This window comes from Pseudomonas sp. TH41, assembly GCF_016650695.1.
Classification (GTDB): Bacteria; Pseudomonadota; Gammaproteobacteria; order Pseudomonadales; family Pseudomonadaceae; genus Aquipseudomonas.
In genome coordinates, this window is record NZ_JAEKFH010000005.1 from 242,175 (window position 1) to 262,946 (window position 20,772).

Here is a 20,772-nt window from a genome sequence, read left to right on the forward strand (position 1 = left end):
GATCCTATTTTGCAGGCGCATTGGGCCCGATCAGCTCAAAGTCCGGAGAGAATTTGTCCAGCGAGCCAAGCACGTCATAGACCGCTATTTTGCTGCCATCGATCTTCAGGTCGCCCTTGAACACCGCCTCAATCGGCGACACTTTCTCCGCCAGAATGGCGTTGAGCGTCTCGCGCGTCAGGGTAATCGTGGCATCGGCCTTGTCGGCGTTGTAATCGGCGACATAGGTCAACGCCGAGTTCTCAAGGTTGAGCATGTAACGCTTACCCGAGGTGCCGATGTCCGTGAAATTCCAGTTCAGGACAATGTGTTTGCCCTCGACATCCGGCGCCTTCAGGCGCACACCCAGGTAATCGAAGATATTGTCGATGGTCAGTGCCCGAAGCATGTCGGGGCTGGCTGTGCGCAGCGGTGAAGCGATTTTCTTGCCCGCGCTTCGCTGCTCCATCGCAGACGCCAGATAACTGTTGCGCTCGACAGCCGACTCGGCCTGGTAACCCAACTGCTCCAGGGCATCGGCCGACAGCTCGCGTGCCGCGGTGTTGTTGGGTTCGGCGTAAACCAAATGGCTCATGGCTTGTGCCACCCAACGGTACTCACCATTGGCAAAATCAGTCCGCGCATGGGCCAGAACCGCATCGGCACCGCCGCCATACTCAACGAATTTCTTGCCGTAATCACCGTCGGACAACGCATCCAGATTGGCCGGATTAGCGTCATACCACCCCATGTATTGCTGATACACCGCCTTGGAATTGCGCTGCACCGAACCGTAGAAACCATGGGTAAACGTTTCACTGGCCAGACTCGCCGGGACGTGGTCGCGCATGTATTCGGCAATCTCGACCGGCTTGTAACCCTTGTTGATCAGCCGCAATGATTGGTCGTGCAGCCACTTGTACATGTCCCGTTGCTTGGACAAATAGTTGACCACGCGCTCATGCCCGAACACCGGCCAGCCGTGCTGCCCCACCAGGATGTCGGAACCTGGAGCGAACTGATGCAGCGCCTCGTTGAGGTATTTCGACCACGCCAGGCCATCACGGATGGTCGCTCCGCGCAACGTCAGCAACTGGTGCTGAGTGGGCAGTGCCAGTTCACCGGTATCGAGCACCTTGAACTGCGGGAAGTAATGGATGAACTCCGCCGGCGCCTCGGTACCCGGGGCGAGCATGTTGACGATCTCAACGCCATCGATGGTCAGTGTCTGCACCGGCTGACTGAGTTCGATAGTCGGCGCAATCATGGTGATGGTGCCATTGGACAATGCCTTGGCCCCACCGAGGTCAATCTGGCCTTGAGCGCTGCGAGGCAAGGTCGTCCCGAACTGGTACTCGGCGCGTCGACTCATGGCGTTGCCAGCCATCACGTTCTCGGCGACCGCCGTCTCCATGAATCCTGCCGGGGCAATGATCTGCACCTTGCCCGCTTTCACATCCTCTTCATCGACGATGCCGCGAATGCCCGCAAAGTGATCGACATGGCTGTGGTTGTAGAACACTGCCACCACCGGTTTTCTCGGCCGATGCTGGTAATACAGTTCAAGTGAGGCATGCGCCACTTCAGTGGCCAGATTGCAGTCAATAATGATCAGGCCGGTCTTGCCTTCAATGATGGTCATATTGGTCAGGTCGAGGCCGCGCACCTGATAAAAACCGTCGGTAACCTTGAACAGCCCGTTGGACATGCTTTTGCGCGCTTGCTGCCACAGACTCGGATTGACCGTGGCCGGCGCATCAGCGCTGCCAAGGAATTCGTAGCCTTTGAGGCTGTACACCAGATGACCATCGGCCGCCGTGGTTTCGGCGTCGGGGATGCTGGCAATGAACCCGCGCTGGATGTCGGCCTCCACATCGGGATCCACCGCCGGCATGGTGTGCGCCGTGGTGGCGTTGACCGCGATAGTCGCCGCTGTCGCGGCTTTCTGGCCGCCCTGGCCAGCGATGTTTTCGACCGCTTGCCAATGGACGCCAGTTTGACCTCGCGACCACTGAATCGCCCCGACAATGCTGGCGGCCAACACTGACACCGTCAGCACTACACGGATTTTTTTCATCGCACGGTCTCTCTCTCGTTGTTATTCGAATGCCGTCGATGGTGCAAGCAAGTGCGCCCGGGTTGCTGGTCTTCTCGATCAATTCGTCTGTCTTCGCAGGCACGCAACCTGTAGGAGCTGCCGAAGGCTGCGATCTTTTGATCTTGATCTTTTTAACATCAAAAGATCGCAGCCTTCGGCAGCTCCTACAGGGATTTCCAGGTGGCTAGTGCCTGCGCTGTATTCCTCCCCTGCGGACCACCGCTTTCGTTGCAATGACCTGCGCGGCGTTGGGCAGCCTTCCTACTATCGGCCCCATCAACAACGCCAACAGAGCGCTAACAATAAGGGGAGTTGTCATGAGTGAAGATGTCTTGCTGTATGAAATCGTTGGCCCGGTGGCACGCCTGACGCTCAATCGGCCCCGCGCCATGAACGCGCTGAACCTGGCGACCCTCGCCGAACTCGAACGCTGCCTCAACGACATCGCGAGCAATGATGAGTTGCGTGTGGTGATCCTCACCGGCAATGGCCCTGCCTTCTGTGCCGGTGCCGACCTGAAGGAAGTGCTGGCCGGCAGCAGCCTGCCCGCCGGCGAAGCCGATTTTCTCGACCGCGCCAATCAAGTCTTCGGTCAATTACGCAACTTCCCCAAACCGGTGATCGCCGCCCTCAACGGCGTGACCATGGCCGGCGGCCTGGAACTGGCCATGTGCGCCGACATCGTGGTCGCAGCGCAAACCGCCACCCTCGCCGACGCCCACGCCAACTTCGGCGTCTACCCCGGCGCTGGCGGCGCAGCCGTCCTGCCACGCCTGATTCCGTTGAACATGGCGATGTACTTGCTGATGACCGGCAAATCCTTGTCGGCGACGGAGATGAAAGTCTACGGCCTGGTGTGCGAAGTCCATGCCGATGACGAACTGGCCAATGCCGCCCTCGCCCTGGCCAACCAGATCGCCAAAAAAAGCCCAATTGCCCTGCGCCGCATGAAAGAAGTAGCCCGCGCCTCCTCCGACAAGTCCCGCGACGACGCCTTGCAACACGAGCAAGTGATGTTGCGCCAACACCTGCGCACCGCCGATTTCCAGGAAGGCTTGCAGGCCTTTGGCGAAAAACGCGCACCGAACTTCAAGGGCCGCTAGGCCACAACGGATCATCAGGAACAGACAATGAACGATATCTACGTAGTAGGCGTTGGCATGACGCCGTTTGGGCGGTTGCTGGAGCGCAGCGTCTACGACATGGTCGCCGAAGCCGTCGGCCTGGCGTTGGAGGATGCCGGCGCCACCAGCGCTGACGTCGGTTCGGTGTATTACAGCACCATGACCAATGGCATGTTGCAGGGTCAGACCGGCATTCCGGGTCCGATCGCCATGCGCCGCATCGGCATCGAAGGCGTGCCGGTGTTCTCCGTGGAGAACGCCTGCGCCTCCGGTTCTTCGGCGTTCAACCTCGCTACGCTGGCGTTGCGTGCAGGTCAGTGCGACATCGCCCTGGCGGTCGGCGCCGAGAAAATGAACATCCCCGACAAGGCCAAGATGTTCGCCGTGTTCGATGGTGGCTGGGACGTGTCGACGGTCGAGCAGAACAAGCAGACCCTGCTGGCCATGGGCGAAGGCATCGTGCCGCCGCCGGGCACCGTTTCTGAGCGCCCTTACAGCGTGTTCATGGACGTTTATGCCGCGATTTGCCGTAACCACATGCTGCGTTATGGCACCACTCAACGGCAGATTGCTGCCGTTGCGGCGAAGAACCACCAGCACTCGGTGCACAACCCGCTCTCACAATTCCAGCAAGCCTTCAGCATTGAAGAAGTGCTGGCCTCGCCTCCGATCTGCTACCCGCTGACCACCCTCATGTGCTCGCCGATCAGTGACGGCGCGGCGGCTGTGTTGCTGTGCAACGCCGATGGCCTGAAGCGATTGAAAAATGCCGGCGGCCGCGCCGTGCGCGTGCTGGCCAGCGTGGTGCAAACCGGGACCAATCGTGGCCTGGATGAACCGGAAAAAATCGTCGCGCACCTCGCTGCGAAAAAAGCCTATGCGCAGGCCGGCATCAACCCGTCCGACGTCAACGTCGCGGAAGTCCATGACGCCTCGGCCATCGGTGAAATCCTCAACGCCGAATCGCTGATGCTGGTGCCGTTCGGCGAAGGCGGCCCGGCCGCCGAACGCGGTGACTTCACCGTCGGCGGCCGCATGCCAATCAACCCGTCCGGCGGCCTCGAATCCAAGGGCCACCCGATTGGTGCCACGGGCCTGGGGCAAATCCATGAACTGGTCACGCAACTGCGTGGCGAAGCCGGCAAGCGCCAGGTCGATGGCGCGCGAATCGCCATTCAGGAAAACGGCGGCGGCCTGTTCGGCATCGAAGAAGCCGTGGTCGCCGTCAACATTCTCGCCAATAAAAACATTTAAGGAGCCCCTCATGGGACACGTCATGCGCACCCCGGAACAACTCGAAGCCGTCGAGAGTTTCCGTCGTTTCCTCGCCGACAAAATCGACCCGGTGTTCAATAAGGAATACCGCGACAAGTTCATGCCCAAAGAGAAAATGGCCGAGATGATGCGCCAGCTCTCCGAGTTCGGCATGGTCAGCGGCGCAGTCAGCGAAGCCAACGGTGGTTTGGGCCTGGACTGGCCGACCATGACCATGCTGTTCGAAGAAGTGGCCGCCTGCTCGGTGGACCTGTCGACACCGGTGGTGATCAACTCCTTCGGCGCGCAAATGCTGGAAAAACTCGCCCCCGATCACTTGCGCGAGCGTTACCTGCCGGGCCTGATCAGCGGCGATTCATTCGTCAGCGTCGCCATCTCGGAACCGGATGTCGGCTCCAACGTGCTGGAAATCAAGACCCGTGCCCGCCGCGACGGTGATGACTTCATCATCACCGGTGAGAAGACCTGGATCAGCAACGGTGCGTATTCCGACTTCCTGATCTGCACCTGCCGCACCGGCGATGATCCACGCAAGGGCTTGACGCATTTCCTGCTGGACCGCAAAGAACACCCGTACGAAGTGCAGAACATCCACAAGATGGCCTGGAACAGCCAGTCCACCGCGCAGATTTTCCTCAACGACGTGCGTGTTCCGGCCAGCAACATCATCGGCAACGAAGGCGAAGCGCTGAAAAACACCCTGTCGTTCTTCGAGCGCTCGCGGGTATTTGTCGCGGCCCAAGGCCTGGGCATCGGCCGTCGCGCGCTGGAAGAAGCGGTGCGTTACGCCAAGGAGCGCAAGCAACACGGCAAGCTGATCGCCGGTCACCAGTTGATCTCCGCAATGCTGGCCGAGATGGCCACCAACGTCGATGCCGCCCGCCTGCTGACCTACCGCGCCGCCGAGATGATCGGTGCCGGCATCCCTGCCGAAATGGAAGCGGCCATGGCCAAGTACTTTGCGTGCGAAGCGGCGGTGACCATCGCCCGCCAAGCCGTGCAGATTCACGGCGGTGCCGGTGTCACCACCGACTTCCTGGTCGAGAAACTCGCCCGTGAAGCCATCATCGTGCCGATTCCGGAAGGCACCACCCAGATCCAGCAACTGATCATTGGCCGCGCCCTGACCGGGGTCAACGCGTTCTGATCGACCGACAGTTCCCTCTCTAACAATAACAACCCGGCTCCATAGAGCCGGGCAGCGACCAAGGACACTCTCATGCGTATTCAAGACAAAGTGATCGTCATCACCGGTGGCGCTTCGGGCCTGGGCCTGGCCACTGCGCGTTACATGGCGGGCGAAAAAGCCGCTCGTGTGGCGATTTTCGACCTGAACATCGAAGCCGGCGAAAAAGCCGTCGCCGAGATTGGCGACGACCGGGCGATGTTCGTCCAGACCGACGTCAGCGATGAAACCTCGGTACAGAATGCTGTCGACGCGGTCATGGCGCGATTTGGCGCGATCCACGTCTGCATCAACGGCGCCGCTGTACCGAACGGTTTCAAAGTGCTGGGCAAGGAAGGTAAGGCTGCCCCACTGGCAAAATTCGCCCTGGCCACCGCGATCAACCTCAATGGCGTGTTCAACGTGATGTCCAAGTGCGCCGAGCACATGGCCAACAACGAAGCAGAAGCCGGCGAAGAGCGCGGCGTGGTGATCAACGTCTCGTCCGGCGCCGCCTATGAAGGCCAGGTTGGTCAGTGCGCCTACGCCGCCACCAAGGCTGGTGTAATCGGTATGAACATGCCTGCCGCGCGCGAGCTCGGCGCTATTGGCGTTCGCGTCAACGCCATCGCACCGGGCCTGTTCCTGACCACCATGGTTGCCGGTCTGGACGAGAAAGTTCTGAACTCCCTGAAAGAGCAAATGGAAGCGCCGAAACGTCTGGGTGACATGCGCGAGTTCGCCCATTGCTGCGCCTTCTTGATCGAGAACGCCTACGTCAACGGCGAGACCATCCGTCTCGATGCCGCGTCGCGCATGCGTGCCCGGTAAGCGTCTCGTTCTCTTGAGCCAGTCAGACAGGGCCAACACACCATGAAAATGAACTTCAGCCGAATCATGCGCTTGCTCGCGCTGCGCTATCGCGACCAGGAAGCGATCGTCAACGTCGAGCGCAATCGGCGTCTCACCTACGAGCAATACCACCTGCTGACCAACCGCATCGCCGACGTCCTGCGCTCCGTGTTGCAGGTGCGGGCGGGCGAGCGCTTCATGCTGATCCTGGAAAACGACAACCTCAGCCTGATGATGTTTCCCAGCACCTTCAAGCAGGAAGGCACGGTGGTCATGACCAACCTGCGCGACCCGCTCGACGAGCACGCGCGGCAGATCGAGCTGGTCAAGCCAAGGGTGGTGTTTCTCGAAACCCGCTTGCTGGACAGCTACTACAGCATGCTGCGCAGCCGCGATTGCGAGATCGTGGTGATGGACCCGCCCACCGCTGAGCAAGCCGCCCTCCCCGGCGTGCACAGCTTTTGGTCGTTGGTCGACGCTGCCTCCGATCTCGACAACGACGTGACCCTCGATACCGACCAGCACATCTGTATGTTGCGCTTCACCGGTGGTACCACCGGCAAGGGCAAGTGCGCGATGTACTCCATCGACAACTGGATGGCCTGCCGCGACGCGGCGTTCATCAACACCGACCTCGGCTTGTCCAGCGCCACACGGCTGCTGCACGTCTCGCCGCTGTCACACGGCACCATAATGCTGTTCTTCCCCACGGTGTACGGCGGTGGTACCAACATCACCCTGAACCAGCTGGATATGGAAAACTGGCGTCAGGTTGTCGAAAGCGAGCGCGTCACTCACTCGTTCCTGGTACCAACCGTGCTGTATCGCTTGCTGGAACTGCAGCGTGCCGATCCGAAAGACTTCTCGTCCCTGACCACGCTGATTTACGGCGCCGCGCCGATGAGCCCGGACAAACTCGGGGAACTGGTCGGCTGTTTCGGACAGATTTTTGTCCAGGGATACGCCGCCACCGAGGCGCCAATGATGATCGCCGCGCTGGACAAGGCTGCGCACCAACCCGGTAATGCCGACGTCCTGAAACATCTGTCATCGGCTGGCCGGCCTACCCCCGGTGTCGAAGTCTTTATCGCCGACCCGGAAGGCAATCCACTGCCGATTGGCGAAACCGGCGAAATCCGCATTCGCTGCAAAGCCATCATCAAGGGTTACTACGAAAACCCGGAAGCAACGGCGGCCGAATTCGACGACGGCGCGTGGAAGTCCGGTGACCTGGGTTACATCGATGCCGACGGCTACCTGTACATCGTTGACCGGCTCAAGGACATGATCATCAGCGGCGGTTTCAACGTGTACGCCGTGGAAGTCGAAGCGGCGCTGGCGGCTCACCCGTCGGTGCTGATGGCGGCCGTGGTCGGCATTCCGCACCCCGAATGGGGTGAAGCGGTGCACGCTGAAGTAATCCTGCGTCAGGGTGAAACGGTTACCTCTGAAGAGTTGATCGCACAGACGCGCACTCGACTGGGGGGCTACAAGGCGCCGAAGTCGCTGGTGTTTGTCGATGAGTTGCCCACGTCGGTGGTCGGCAAAGTGTTGCGTCGGCAAGTGCGGGAAAAATATTGGCAAGGAACTTTGCGCAAGATCAGCTGACCTGCACACATTCGGCGTAACGGATCGGTCGATGTAGGAGCTGGCGCAGCCTGCGATCTTTTGGCGGCTTTGCGATTGCTGGTGAAGCAAGATCAAAAGATCGCAGGCTGCGCCAGCTCCTACAGGGGTGCATTCCGCTTACTGACGGCTGATAGAACTCAGTTTTCGACTCGCATGCAGTGCTGCTCTATAAAACTTTTGAATATTCCAAGGCCATCGTCAGTCAAAATGCTCTCGGGATGAAACTGGACACCCTCTATCGGATGCTCAAGATGCCGCACCCCCATGATGTATCCGTCATCACTTGAGGTAGAAGTCACCGCCAGTTCCTCGGGCAGGTCTTTGCGATCGATAATCAGCGAATGGTAGCGTGTCGCCTTGATCGACTTGCCATCGGTATGGGCATATACACCTCGGCCATCGTTATTTATCGTGCTGATCTTTCCATGCATGACATGGGCAGCCCGAATAACCGAGCCACCGAAGACCAGGCCAATAGCCTGATGCCCAAGGCATACGCCCAATATGGGCAAGCGTCCTTTAAAGTGCTGGATTACTTCGATATAACCGGCGTCCTGTGGATGGCCGGGCCCGGGTCCCAGTACGCAAAAGTCCGGGGCATACGCTTCAATCCTTTTAATCAGATCCGGAACATCATTACGCTCTACATGAGTTTCCAGGCCCAACTGTTCAAGGTACTGGCTGATGATAAATACAAAGCTGTCATAGGCATCAATCAGGAAAACTTTCATTGCAGCATTTCCTTTCCGGTAACGGCGCGATAAACAGAGCCCATTTTGTAGAATGTTTCAGTCCATTCTTTATCCGGAACCGAGTCTGCAACGACTCCTGCGGAAGCCCTCAAGTAATAGGTGCCATTTTTATGAACCGCTGACCGAATACACAAAGCCGTATTGACGCTACCGTCAAATCCGATCAGACCGACCGCTCCGGCATATATCCCGCGACGGTTATTTTCCATACTTTCGATAATCTGCATCGCCCGAATCTTCGGTGCGCCGGTCATGGTTCCCGCCGGAAAAGACGCCTTGATAACATCAAAGGCATCAAACCCTTTTCGCAATAAACCGCGTACGTTGGACACCATGTGATAGAGGTGGGAGTACTCCTCGACCAACATCAACTCGTCGACCTCAAGTGATCCTGGCTGACAGACGCGACCGATATCGTTTCTACACAAGTCCACCAGCATTAAATGCTCCGCACGCTCTTTTTCAGAGCGTGTCATGCTCAAGATCAACTCGCTGGAGGATACACCGGGTGTTTTCCCCACGGTTCCAGCGATGGGTCTCATCTCGATCAGATCGTCCTTGATCCGGACAAAGAGTTCGGGGCTGGCGCCGATCAGATCGACCCCACCAAGATTGGCCAAGTACATGTAGGGAGACGGGTTGTTTTTGCGCAATGCCCGATACACGTCAAAAGGCTTGATCGATGTATCAACCTGCACTTCATGACCCAATTGAATTTGATAGATATCGCCTTGGCGAATGTGCTCCAGCGCCTTGTCGACCCAGCCAAGGAACTGCTCTTTTTCCACCGTATCGCGAGCAACCGTAACGGACGGGTAAACAATCGGCGCGTCAGAGACCGGAATGCCCCCGGCATCGGCCAACAGCGCGGCATAGTCATCAGTGCTGCGGAAGCTCCATAGAGCACAATTGTTAACCATGACATCCACAGTTCCGTTGGCGTGGAAATACACCAGCGTCTGAAACACGGTCAACGCAATGATCGGATAGTCATTGGTTCGCTCGGTCAGGACCGGAATATCTTCGACAAACCGGACACAGTCATAAGAGAGGTAACCAAAAAAGGCGAGGCTGGGATTAGGCTGGCGCGGAACATCAAAGGATGACTGTAATGCACGCAACAAATCCCATACGGCATCGTTCGAATCAATGCCGACACGCCTACGGTCATCCAGAGCGATACCCCGTTCCGACAGCGAACGTCTTAAATGGGCTGTCAGTCGCTCATTACCCTCGAGTGTCGCGTGCCCCTCATAAATCTTTACAGCCAGTAATGGCTCCATCCCGATGATAGTCGCCTTACGGTCGCGGCTGGGGCCAGACAGCGATTCGAGAATAAAGGTCCTATCGGGTCCTAATGCTTTTGCTGCCGCTACATATACAGCCAGCGGATCGCATTTCAAGCGTTCAGTGTGTAGCTGAACACTGACGGGGGCGGTTATCCCTCTCATGACATCACTCCTTTATTATTGCCAACAGCTCATACAGATGAGCGTCGAACGCACAGGCCGACGCCCTGAACTGACAAACGGTTCAATCAGTTTAATTTTTGATTTAAAGGCTCCGCCCTGAGCAACTGCACAGCCAGGCAGCGCAGTTGTGCGGTATCGAGTCGATCGAGAGAAGAGATAGAAATCATGGCGTCGACCCTGCCAGATTTTCTATTCTGGGTATGTCAGACATGTCCTTTAAAGTATACGGATTACTCCGTCAGACCAATGACGCTGCCAGTGAAGTCCGAAAACCAGCGCCTGAAGTTACTCAGGACTCAGCTTTAGGTGCGACCGCACCCCGAATGGGGTGAAGCGGTGCACGCCGAAGTGATCCTGCGCCAGGGTGAAACGGTTACGTCGGAAGAGTTGATCGCACAAACGCGCACTCGACTGGATGGCTACAAGGCGCCGAAGTCGCTGGTGTTTGTCGATGAATTGCCCACGTCGGTGGTCGGCAAGGTGTTGCGTCGGCAGGTGCGGGAAAAATATTGGCAAGGAACTTTGCGCAAGATCAGCTGAGGTGCACACACTCGGCGTAACGGATCGGTCGATGTAGGAGCTGGCGTAGCCTGCGATCTTTTGGCTGCTTTGCGATTGCTGGTGAAGCAAGATCAAAAGATCGCAGGCTACGCCAGCTCCTACAGGGGTGCATTCCGTATCCTCTACATCAACAACGTCTGCATATCGCTGGTCATGCCCCTGATCGCCGCTTTGAAATCCTCGGCGGTGACGGGCTGACTGGCGTTTTTCAAGGTCTCGCCAAACACTTTGCGCACCGCCTTAAGCACCGGTAAGCCGGAAGCGGCATCGATAAACTCGGCCTCGATAAACAATTCGGTGTTCTGATCCCGATGCCCCGTGGCCGCCTCGGTCGCGCCAACCACTGCCGCCACCGGCACAATTTCATACCAGCGCATGCCCTCGCTGGTGGCCGTTACCCCGGTAATCGCCGCCCGCAGGATCAGCGTGCGTTTACCCGGGCGGGCGTCCCTTATTACCGGCACGACGCGGTATTTTTGTTCAAGGACGCTTTTCACCTGAGCACTGGTGTAGGCCTGCAAGTCTTGCAGTGTCTGCAGATTTACCCGTTCGTTGGGCTGGGGCGCAGGATAAAACTGCAATCCGCTGAACACCACCGTCGAATAGGCGTCGGGGGCAAAACCTGGCGCCACCCACCGCAGCACTGGCTGGCCGGTGGGAGATTTCAACTCCTGTAAACCCTCGTAGCTGGGTAAAAACCCTGAATACTGCTGCTCCTCAGTCACCCTGGAGGTACAGCCTGAAAGCAGTAAACCACCGAGTACCGCACTGACCAACCATTGACGGTGCATGTTCATTGATCCGATCTCCTGCACTTAAACGGCTGGGCGAACGTACTGGCGGGTGTGTAGCGACTATTGAGTATTGTTGAGTCCGCCGGAATGTCCATGCACCGTTGTGAAAACGCTCAGCCAAGTCCTGTCCTGCAACCCTGCTGGCCGGACCTCACGCATGCGTGTCCCCTGTAGACGCTCTCGGGCGAAGCGATTTTTTCGGATCGGAGCCAGTGCCCAAAAAAAACCCTGTGCTAGGCTTTTTTTCACGCGATGCAATGCGTATGAATCTACCCATCCTCTGGATGACGGAGTTCGGCAATGAATATCACGGCTTCCCGGCTAATAATCACACTGACAAGTCTGGTGCTTACCGCTTGCGCCGCCGTAGGAACCAGTAGCGGAGGTGCCGGGGAGACGGAGATTCGCTCAGGCCGGATCGAGCAGATCGTACTGACACAGATGCAGACTAACCACGACAGCGGCGTCGGCGCCATTCTTGGCGGGCTCGCCGGTGTCGGCATCGGCAGCCTGATTGGCCACGGTACCGGCCGCGATGTCGCCATGGTAGCCGGCGCCCTTGCTGGCGCGGCCGGTGGCAACTACGCCGAGAAGAAAAAATACGACCAGCCCCAGGAAGCGCAGCAGATTATTGTGCGGGTGAGGAATGGCGTGCTGGTGTCGGTGACCCAGCCGATCAATCCAGCGCTGAACAAAGGCATGAATGTGTACATCGAAGGGACCGGCAATGATGCCCGGGTTGTTCCACAAAGCTAGATCGCGCCAACCAAATAGAGCGACCCCGACCACGGTCCGCGAGTCGCTTTTCTCTGGCAGGCCTTCGTCAACGTTAGTATCGAAATATGCCGGTTTCCCCTTTCGTAGAATTGATTACGGCATCGGCACCACGGTGTAGAAAACGCCATTGGCACCATAGGCAGGTCGCACCCACGAGTTTCCGCATTGATAGAAAGTGCCCCCTGAGACGGTCCTCAATCCACACCCTTGGGGAAGACTGACAAAGGTGGCACCCATGGGCATTGTCGGCGGTGCAGAGGCAACCATCCCGGCGTTATAGCCCGCGCCATAGGCGTTTTTGTTGGCATTCTCATTTGCTACCGTCGCTGCGGCGGCCCCCACTGCAACGCCCGCAGCGGCGGCGGCTGCCGGGTTAACTCCCTCGTTATAACCACAGTTGTAACAGCCACTGCTGGCGACCACAGCGGTAGGCGGATGATAGTAGGTGGTTCCGTAAGTAGCGGGATGGTAAGCCGTCGTGCCATACCCGTCCGCGTGGTAGCCGCTGGCACTGGCGCCATTCTCACCTTGTGCGTGCCACGAGCCTTGGCCGCCGTAGGCCGTTCCACCTTCTGCCCCGGTGCCGTGCCAACTGCCCTCTCCGCCGGATGCGGTGCCGCCATTTTCGTCTTTGCCACTCCAGCTACCGCCACCACCGGAAGCAGAGCCGCCGCGATAGCCTGATCCGCTCCAACTCCCGCCACCGCCTGAAGCCGAGCCACCGCGATTGCTTTGGCCACTCCAACTGCCACCGCCGCCCGAAGCCGAGCCGTACTCACCAGAATGACTCCAGGAGCCACCACCACCGGATGAGTGTCCAAAACTGGAAGCGTGAGACCAGGCCAACGCATGATTACAAGTCAGCGCCGCGATTAACAAGCCGGCGAACTTCAAGGTAGATCTGTTCATGGTTCAGTCTCCTTGTTCAGGGTTTTTCCACCGGTTCTTTAACCCCTTCCGGGGCACGCATGTCGGGAGGCGGCGCAAACTGAATCCGCTGCGCCGTCTCGATATGCTCGGGCTTGAAAAAGTCCGCAGGCATCGCCGAACTGAGCTTCCAGTCGCTGAATTCAACCTGATGCCGGGATTGCGTCGGATCATCGCGAAACACGGCGCGCAACATCCGTGGAAGCTTGTCCTGCGCACCGATCCACGCCTGAACGAACACAGTGTCGCTGGCGTATGCGATCACATCAGTGGTGGTATTCCCAATCACCGTGGACTGGCCGATGTAAAACGCCAAACGCATATCCCTGGACAAATCCTTGTACGGATCGGCAACGATCACGTCGGTAAACGGAAAGTAGATGGCTGCACGCTGATACGCGGCCTCAAGGGTCGCATCGATGGTAGGTGGCGCGTCCGCTTGCGCCAGTAGATTTTCCTTTCGCGCAAAGGCATAGGCTTGCTTGCCGTTGTAGTAAAACTCGGTCGCAGGACCATCTCCCGAGGTCAATACGCGCAGTCGGTCTGGTCTTTGCACGTTGACTAACGCCACTGTGCAGTAGGCCAAAGGTGGTCCCAACCGGCTGGGTTTTTCGTAAGTGGTGATGGCTTTGAAGCTCATGCCCTGAGTGCTCACCAGCCTGGCGCTCATGGTCTTCAGAATCTCCAGCGCCTTGGGTTCCAGTTGAACCGCTGGCGCATCAACGACAGCTGTTTGTGCCGCCTGCAAAGGGACGGCGAACCAACCCATGATCAAACTGAGGGAGAACAACCGGAGATGCTGCGGGACGGATCGCATTATTTGTTCTCCGAAGAGATCAGGTCAGGCTTTAAAGCCTAGCAACAGAAGTAGCACCAGGACGGTTTTTTTCGAGGACCCCGCTGTGGAAGCCAGGCAACAGCAACGTCCAGCTTTATGACGCTTGCCATCCATTCCAACAATAAAATTGGCCACTCGAGCGATATCGGCATTAGTACCAATGGCTATTACTGGATATTTCACCGTTCATGCCTACGCTCTTTCGCGGGGGATCCAATTTTTTATAGAGCAGCCGGGGGGCTTCTCTTATGTGCTAACGCCAGTACACAGGATCTCGACATGAACCGGACAACGCTATCTTCGATATTCGCTCTACCCCTACTGTTATCAGCCATGGCTATGCCCTGCCTGGTTCAAGCAGCCGACAAGCCGCCGAACATTGTGGTGATCATGGGCGACGATATTGGTTGGTCCAATATCGGCGTTTACAACCAGGGCATGATGGCCGGTCGAACGCCCAACCTCGATCAACTCGCCGCCGAAGGCATGCGTTTTACCGACTATTACGCCGAGGCCAGTTGCACGGCCGGGCGCGCCAATTTCATAACCGGTGAACTGCCGATCCGCACCGGCATGACCACGGTCGGCCAGGCCGGCTCCCCCATTGGTATTCCCCCTGAAGCCGTCACGATTGCCACCGCACTGAAAGCCATGGGTTATTCCACCGGTCAGTTCGGCAAGAATCACTTGGGCGACTTGAACGAATTCCTGCCCACCGTCCACGGTTTCGACGAGTTCTTCGGTTACCTCTACCACCTGGACGCCATGGAAGACCCGGCGCACCCCAATTATCCGCAGGAACTGCTCGCCACCGTGGGTCCGCGCAACATGGTTCACAGTTGGGCCGCAACGACTGACGATACGACGGTGATGCCACGTTGGGGCAAGGTCGGCAAACAGAAGATCGAAGACGCCGGCACGCTGTATCCGGATCGTATGAAAACCGTCGACGAAGAGATTCGTGACAAGGCATTCGCCTTTGTGGACAAGGCCAAGCAGGACAATAAACCGTTCTTCCTCTGGCTCAACCCGACCCGCATGCACATCGTCACGCACCTCTCCGACAAATATGAGGCCATGCGCAATGCGCAAAACGGCTGGTCAGAACAGGAAGCGGGTATGGCACAGCTCGACGATATCGTCGGCGACGTGATGGCCAAGCTGAAAAAAGACGGCATGGACGACAACACCATCGTGATTTTCACCACCGACAACGGCGCGGAAAACTTCACCTGGCCGGATGGGGGCACCACCCCGTTTGCCATGGGCAAGGGCACCGTGATGGAAGGTGGTTTCCGCGTGCCGGCGATCATTCGCTGGCCGGGCAAAGTACCGGTCAATACGGTGGCCAACGGCATCATGTCCGGTATGGACTGGTTCCCGACCCTGGTCGCGGCAGCCGGCAATCCGAACATCGCTGCCGAACTGCTCAAGGGCAAACAACTGGGCGATACCACGTACAAGGTGCACTTGGACGGCTACGACCAGACGCCGATGATCACTGGCAAAGGTCCGTCGAACCGGCATGAAATCTTTTACTTTGGCGAGAGTGCGCTGGGTGCGGTGCGGATCGATGACTACAAATACCGCTTCATTGATCAACCGGGCGGCTGGATGGGCGCTAAATTGGCGGTCGACGTACCGATCCTGACCAACCTTCGTCTCGACCCGTTCGAACGCATGGGCTGGCCGGAAAACCAGGCCGCTCAGGGCTCGCAGCAGTACTTCGATTGGTTCAAGTTCCAGTTCTGGCGCTTCGTCTTCGTCCAGCAACAGGTCGCCAAACTGGCCGAAACCGCGATTGAATTCCCGCCGATGCAAAAAGGCGCGAGCTTCAACCTCGATTCCGTCAAAGCCAAGATCGCGGCCGCCCGGGCGGAAATGGCCAAGTAAGCAGTCGAGTTATCGGGTGGCCAACGCTGGCCACCCGCGTTCGGGAAGGACATTTGCTGAGGTAACCCAATGCAGATAAAAACATCCGCCTGCGCCCTGCCCGCCTTCACCCTGCTTGCACTGTGCTGTCAGCAAGCGTGTGCCGGCGGTCTCATGCTTTACGAAATCGGCACCGATAACGCCGGCCTGGCCAACGCTGGCGCTGCTGCCCGCGCTCAAGGTCCCTCGACCATTGCCAGCAACCCGGCAGGCATGAGTTACCTGCCAGGCACGCAAATCACCGGCGGCTTGCAAGTGCTCTACGGCAACCTCAAGTTCAATCGCGACGACGACACCAACGTCCCGGGTAGCGGCAGTGGCAACGCCCTCGACCCCATTCCCGGCGGTAGTTTCTTCATCACCCATCAACTTGATGACCACTGGAGCATCGGCTTCGGCCAGTATGCTGACTTCGGGTTGGCGGAGAATTACGACAACGACTGGTCCGGGCGCTATTTCGCGCAGAACGCCAGCCTGGGCGGTTTATCGTTTGTGCCCAGCGTGGCTTACCGCTTTAACGAACAATGGTCGGTCGGCGTCGGCGTGAAAGCCATGTACGGCAAGCTGCAATCCGACACCGCGATTGACCGCTCGCCGTTTGGCCTTACCGACCGCAGCGACGGCCAGTTCAAGTACAAAGATGAGGATTGGGGTTTTGGCGCGAATGTGGGGGTGATCTACGCTCCGCAAGCCGGCACGCGCATTGGCCTGGCCTACACCAGCAAGGTCGATCTGAAGTTTGAGGACGGGCTAGACGTCAAAGGTAATGGCCCAGCGCTGGATCGATTGAACGGTCTGAACACCAAACTCGACATGACCGTGCCACAAACCGTGACCCTGAGCCTGTTCCAGCAACTCGACCGGCAGTGGGCCTTGCTCGCCTCGGTCAATTGGCAGGACTGGTCAGAGTTCGGCGAGGTCGGGGTCCAGGTTGACACCTCGGCGGTCGGTGCCCAATCGACCACCATCGAGGCCAATTACAAGGACACCTGGCAACTGGCGCTCGGCGCGCAATACCAGGCCACGCCACAATGGTTGTGGAACTTCGGGGTGGCTTACGACAGCAGCGCCGTGTCCGACAGTAATCGCACTGTAACGGTGCCAATGGCCGAATCCTGGCGCATTGCGACGGGAGCCACCTATGCTCTGAACAAGGACACCGACGTCAACGTCAGTTGGGCGATGGTCTGGCTCGGTGATATGCCGGTCGACCAGACCAAATCAACCTCTGGCGATCGAATTTCCGGTCAGTTCGACAATGCCTGGATTCAGGCCGTGACCGGAAACATGACTTGGCGATTCTGATGCCCTGCTACCGAAAAAAACGACTTTATCCATGGAGCACACACCACTATGAATCTGTCCCGCAAATTGTTCATTGGCGCCGCAATGGCCAGTCTGTTGCTAAGCGGTTGCACCTCGAAAGTGACTGAGCAAAATCAATACTCCGGCTACCTGTCCAACTACAACAACCTGCAAGAAGTGACCACGCCCAGCGGCGGAACAGCGATGCGCTGGGTGAGCCCGTCGTGGAACCCGAACGCGTATGACACGGTGGCGTTCAATAAGCTGGAACTCTATCCTGCGCCCAAGCCCAATGAGCGGGTGAACCAGCAGACGCTGGACGACATTCAGAACTACATGAGCAGCAAAGCCAAAAGTACGCTGGGGCAGAAATACCGCGTGGTCTCCAGCGCAGGCTCGGCCCCCAAAGGCTCAAAACTCCTGATCATGCGCGCGGCCATCACCGGGGTGACTGCCGAAAACGAAGGCATGAAGTGGTATGAAGTGGTTCCGGTCGCGGCAGTGGTCGGGGCGACACAGGCAGCGACCGGTCACCGGGACCAGGACACTACCCTGTTCATCGAAGCCGAGTTCATCGACGCGAAAACCAATCAGACGGTGGCCAAAGTGGTGCGCAAGGTGTTCGGCACCCAGCTTTCGAACGAGAGCCAGAAGGTTACCGCCAAGGATTTCAAAGCGGCGATCGATAAGCTGAACACCGATATGCAGGCGTTCATCAGCAAGCCCCAAGCCTACTGATTATTTCTTCATGCCGACCCGCCGACGCATGTCGGCGGTGATCGTCTGCCGAGTTTTCTTCAGATCCGCCCAAGGCTCATCGCCAACTTCGGCCAGGCGTTCATGCACGGTGTGCAGGTTCCACTGATTGCCGCCCTTGAGCTCTGCAACCTCTTCACGAAAGATCGGCACCGACACCGGCAGCCCCTCGCGGGTGCGCACGGCGTATGCGCAGATGGTGGTGGCGCCGAGACCGTTGCGCAGGTAATCGATGAAGATGCGCCCCACCCGGTTCTTCGGGCCCGACACCGCCGAAAAACGCTCCGGCAGCAACATGGCCATGTGGCTGACGATGGCGTGACTGAAGTCCTTCACCTCATCCCAACCGAGCTTGCGGGTCAGTGGCACCACCAGGTGAATGCCTTTGCCGCCGCTGGTTTTGAGAAACGCCTTGAGCCCCAGTTCATCGAGCACCGACAGCGTCAGCTGCGTCGCCTCGACCATGCTTTTCCAGGGCAGCGCCGGGTCCGGGTCAAGGTCCAGGATAAAGCGGTCGGGTTTGTCGAGGTTATCCGAGGTGGCATTCCAGGTGTGCAGCTCCACAGTGCTCATCTGCACCGCGCCGATCAAGGCTTCGGCGTTGTTGATGACCATCATCGGTTGGCCGGTGAGTTTCTTGTCCAGCAGGGTGATGCCGGGAATGGCCAGGTGCTCGGCGTTCTTCTGGAAAAACAGTTCGCCGGCAATGCCGTCCGGCGCGCGAACCAGCGCCACCGGCCGGTCCTTGAGCTCAGGCAGAATCCATTCGGCGACACGGGCGTAATACTCGGCCAATTGCACTTTGGTGGTGCCGCTGCTGGCGTCGATGACCCGGTCCGGATGGGTGATGCGCACCTTGCCCTGGTCCAGGCCCAGTTGAGAGGGTGCGGATTTTTCAACGGTTTTCTCTTTGGCCTTCACCACGGTCGGACGCTCCTCGGTAATGTCTTTAGCGGGTTTGTCATTGCGCAGACCATGGAACACCGCGTGGCGGACCGACCCTTCCTTGGTCATTTCAGCGAATGCGATTTCCGCCAGCAATACAGGTTTGAGCCAATGCACACCCTTGGCGTCAAAACCGGTCGGCGGGTTGACCACCGACGGCTTTTTCGCTTTCAAGGGGATCAATTGTTCATAGATGCTATTGAGGGTCGACTCGTTGAACCCGGTGCCGACCTTGCCGGCGTAACGCAACTTGCCGCTGTCACGGTCATGCAACCCGAGCAGTAAGGCCCCGAACGCGTTGCGCGAGCCTTTCGGATCGGTGTAGCCGACGATGACGAATTCCTGCCGATGCTTGCACTTGAGCTTGATCCAGTCGCTGCTGCGCCGGGACACATATGGCGACCCCAACCGCTTGCCGATCAGCCCTTCCATCTGCATTTGGCAGGCGCTGTTGAGCAAGGCTTCAGGGTTTTCGGCGAACCCATCAGAGAAGCGCAACAGCGGGTTTTTACCGGGTTTAAGCACCGTCGCCAGTGCCGCTCTTCGCTCCTCGACAGGCACTTCGCGCAAGTCCACGCCATTGAGGTAAGGCATGTCGAACAGGTAGTAAACGATGTTGGCGCTACGGCCTGCTTCGAAAGCGTTTTGCAGGGCTTGAAAATCCGGAACGCCCTGCTCGTTGGCGACCACCATTTCGCCGTCGAGCCAGGCGGATTCGAGGCTCAGCGTTGCCAACGCCTCGGCTTGGCCGGGCAACTTGTGGGTCCAGTCATGACCGTTGCGGGTGAAGAGTTTGACCTCGCCGTGGTCGATGCGCGTCATGATCCGATAGCCGTCGAATTTGATCTCATAGCTCCATTCGCCCTCTGGAGCCCGTTCGACCAGCGTCGCCAGTTCAGGCTTGAGCTGATCAGGCAGTTTGGCCTTGCGGGCGCCGGTTAATGGCGCCGATTGCGCTTTAGGCGCGACCTTGCGCGCCGGCTTCTTGAGCGGTATGGGCTTATCGGCTGTCTTCGGTTTTTTGGTCACGAGGGTCCGGTCACTGAGCACGCTGTCCGGCTCGGCTGACACCACGTCGTAATCGCTTTCAGGTTTGGCCGCGCCGTCCTGATGTTTGATCAGAAACCATTGCTCCTGCTTGCCCGGCATGTGCGTGCGCACCAGGTTCCACAGGCCACCGAGCTTCTCCCCTTGCAGCTCGAATTTGAGTTTGCCCTTGGCGTAGGCCTGGGCCGGATCGTCCTGGGGAATCCACACGCCACGGTCCCAGACAATCACATCGCCAGCGCCGTAATGCCCTTCGGGGATGCTGCCCTCAAACGAGGCGTAATCCAGCGGATGGTCTTCGACATGGACCGCCAGGCGCTTGACCGTGGGGTCCAGCGACGGCCCCTTGGGCACCGCCCAACTCTTCAGCGCGCCATCGAGTTCGAGGCGAAAGTCGTAATGCAGGTGCGAGGCGTCATGCTTCTGGATGCAGAACTGCAAGGCATGGTCTTTCGCGGTTCTCTTGCCAGAACGTTTGGCGGCCGGTTCCGAGGTGGCCGAGAAGTCGCGCATGCGATTGTAATCATCCAGATTCTTGTTCATC

The 20,772-nt window shown here is 58.4% G+C and carries 17 protein-coding genes; 10 read left to right on the plus strand and 7 right to left on the minus strand.

Annotation, left to right across the window (positions count from 1 at the left end):
• Positions 1 to 4 precede the first annotated feature (4 nt).
• The gene (locus tag JFU37_RS19590) at positions 5 to 2,056 is read right to left on the minus strand and encodes an alkyl/aryl-sulfatase (protein ID WP_201117592.1); all 2,052 of its coding nucleotides are present in this window, start codon (positions 2,054 to 2,056) and stop codon (positions 5 to 7) included.
• A gap of 338 nt (positions 2,057 to 2,394) precedes the next feature.
• Here JFU37_RS19590 and JFU37_RS19595 point away from each other — a divergent pair, with 338 nt between their 5' ends.
• From JFU37_RS19595 to JFU37_RS19615, 5 genes are all read left to right on the plus strand, one after another.
• Positions 2,395 to 3,180, plus strand: a complete 786-nt coding sequence (locus JFU37_RS19595) for an enoyl-CoA hydratase/isomerase family protein (protein ID WP_201117593.1) — start codon at positions 2,395 to 2,397, stop codon at positions 3,178 to 3,180.
• A 27-nt stretch (positions 3,181 to 3,207) separates the two neighbouring features.
• Positions 3,208 to 4,455: a thiolase family protein gene (locus tag JFU37_RS19600; protein ID WP_201117594.1), complete on the plus strand. Its 1,248-nt coding sequence runs from the start codon at positions 3,208 to 3,210 to the stop codon at positions 4,453 to 4,455.
• A 10-nt stretch (positions 4,456 to 4,465) separates the two neighbouring features.
• Positions 4,466 to 5,623, plus strand: a complete 1,158-nt coding sequence (locus JFU37_RS19605) for an acyl-CoA dehydrogenase family protein (protein WP_201117596.1) — start codon at positions 4,466 to 4,468, stop codon at positions 5,621 to 5,623.
• A gap of 72 nt (positions 5,624 to 5,695) precedes the next feature.
• Entirely contained in the window at positions 5,696 to 6,472 is a 777-nt protein-coding gene (locus tag JFU37_RS19610) for an SDR family NAD(P)-dependent oxidoreductase (RefSeq protein WP_201117606.1), read from the plus strand.
• Positions 6,473 to 6,514: 42 nt separating this feature from the next.
• Positions 6,515 to 8,101 carry a class I adenylate-forming enzyme family protein gene (locus JFU37_RS19615; protein WP_201117608.1) on the plus strand — a complete coding sequence of 529 codons (1,587 nt, stop codon included), beginning with the start codon at positions 6,515 to 6,517 and terminating at the stop codon, positions 8,099 to 8,101.
• Positions 8,102 to 8,259: 158 nt separating this feature from the next.
• On the opposite strand, the gene JFU37_RS19620 is transcribed toward JFU37_RS19615, so the two are convergent.
• Together JFU37_RS19620 and JFU37_RS19625 are read right to left on the minus strand one after the other, a co-directional pair.
• A complete protein-coding gene (locus JFU37_RS19620; protein ID WP_201117610.1) occupies positions 8,260 to 8,853 on the minus strand; it encodes an anthranilate synthase component II in 594 nt (197 codons plus the stop codon).
• Positions 8,850 to 10,325: an anthranilate synthase component I family protein gene (locus JFU37_RS19625; protein WP_201117612.1), complete on the minus strand. Its 1,476-nt coding sequence runs from the start codon at positions 10,323 to 10,325 to the stop codon at positions 8,850 to 8,852. The genes JFU37_RS19620 and JFU37_RS19625 overlap by 4 nt, the downstream gene beginning before the upstream one ends.
• A 327-nt stretch (positions 10,326 to 10,652) precedes the next feature.
• Here JFU37_RS19625 and JFU37_RS19630 point away from each other — a divergent pair, with 327 nt between their 5' ends.
• Positions 10,653 to 10,886 carry an AMP-binding enzyme gene (locus tag JFU37_RS19630; protein ID WP_342214957.1) on the plus strand — a complete coding sequence of 78 codons (234 nt, stop codon included), beginning with the start codon at positions 10,653 to 10,655 and terminating at the stop codon, positions 10,884 to 10,886.
• 143 nt (positions 10,887 to 11,029) lie between these two features.
• On the opposite strand, the gene JFU37_RS19635 is transcribed toward JFU37_RS19630, so the two are convergent.
• Entirely contained in the window at positions 11,030 to 11,704 is a 675-nt protein-coding gene (locus JFU37_RS19635; RefSeq protein ID WP_201117614.1) for a DUF3313 domain-containing protein, read from the minus strand.
• A gap of 297 nt (positions 11,705 to 12,001) precedes the next feature.
• On the opposite strand from JFU37_RS19635, the gene JFU37_RS19640 reads away from it, so the two are divergent.
• Positions 12,002 to 12,457 (plus strand): glycine zipper 2TM domain-containing protein, encoded by a 456-nt coding sequence (locus JFU37_RS19640; protein ID WP_201117626.1) that lies wholly within the window; start codon positions 12,002 to 12,004, stop codon positions 12,455 to 12,457.
• 114 nt (positions 12,458 to 12,571) lie between these two features.
• Here JFU37_RS19640 and JFU37_RS19645 read toward each other — a convergent pair whose 3' ends face one another.
• Together JFU37_RS19645 and JFU37_RS19650 are read right to left on the minus strand one after the other, a co-directional pair.
• Complete coding sequence (locus tag JFU37_RS19645) at positions 12,572 to 13,387, minus strand: hypothetical protein (RefSeq protein WP_201117628.1); 816 nt, start codon at positions 13,385 to 13,387, stop codon at positions 12,572 to 12,574.
• A gap of 16 nt (positions 13,388 to 13,403) precedes the next feature.
• Entirely contained in the window at positions 13,404 to 14,222 is an 819-nt protein-coding gene (locus JFU37_RS19650; protein WP_201117630.1) for a DUF2092 domain-containing protein, read from the minus strand.
• Positions 14,223 to 14,522: 300 nt separating this feature from the next.
• On the opposite strand from JFU37_RS19650, the gene JFU37_RS19655 reads away from it, so the two are divergent.
• From JFU37_RS19655 to JFU37_RS19665, 3 genes are all read left to right on the plus strand, one after another.
• Positions 14,523 to 16,136 (plus strand): arylsulfatase, encoded by a 1,614-nt coding sequence (locus JFU37_RS19655; RefSeq protein WP_201117632.1) that lies wholly within the window; start codon positions 14,523 to 14,525, stop codon positions 16,134 to 16,136.
• 69 nt (positions 16,137 to 16,205) lie between these two features.
• Positions 16,206 to 17,480, plus strand: a complete 1,275-nt coding sequence (locus tag JFU37_RS19660; protein ID WP_201117642.1) for an OmpP1/FadL family transporter — start codon at positions 16,206 to 16,208, stop codon at positions 17,478 to 17,480.
• 48 nt (positions 17,481 to 17,528) lie between these two features.
• Positions 17,529 to 18,218 (plus strand): DUF3313 domain-containing protein, encoded by a 690-nt coding sequence (locus tag JFU37_RS19665; RefSeq protein ID WP_201117644.1) that lies wholly within the window; start codon positions 17,529 to 17,531, stop codon positions 18,216 to 18,218.
• Here JFU37_RS19665 and ligD read toward each other — a convergent pair whose 3' ends face one another.
• Positions 18,219 to 20,771 (minus strand): DNA ligase D, encoded by a 2,553-nt coding sequence (gene ligD, locus JFU37_RS19670; RefSeq protein ID WP_201117646.1) that lies wholly within the window; start codon positions 20,769 to 20,771, stop codon positions 18,219 to 18,221. It lies immediately after the preceding gene.
• Position 20,772: the final 1 nt, after the last annotated feature.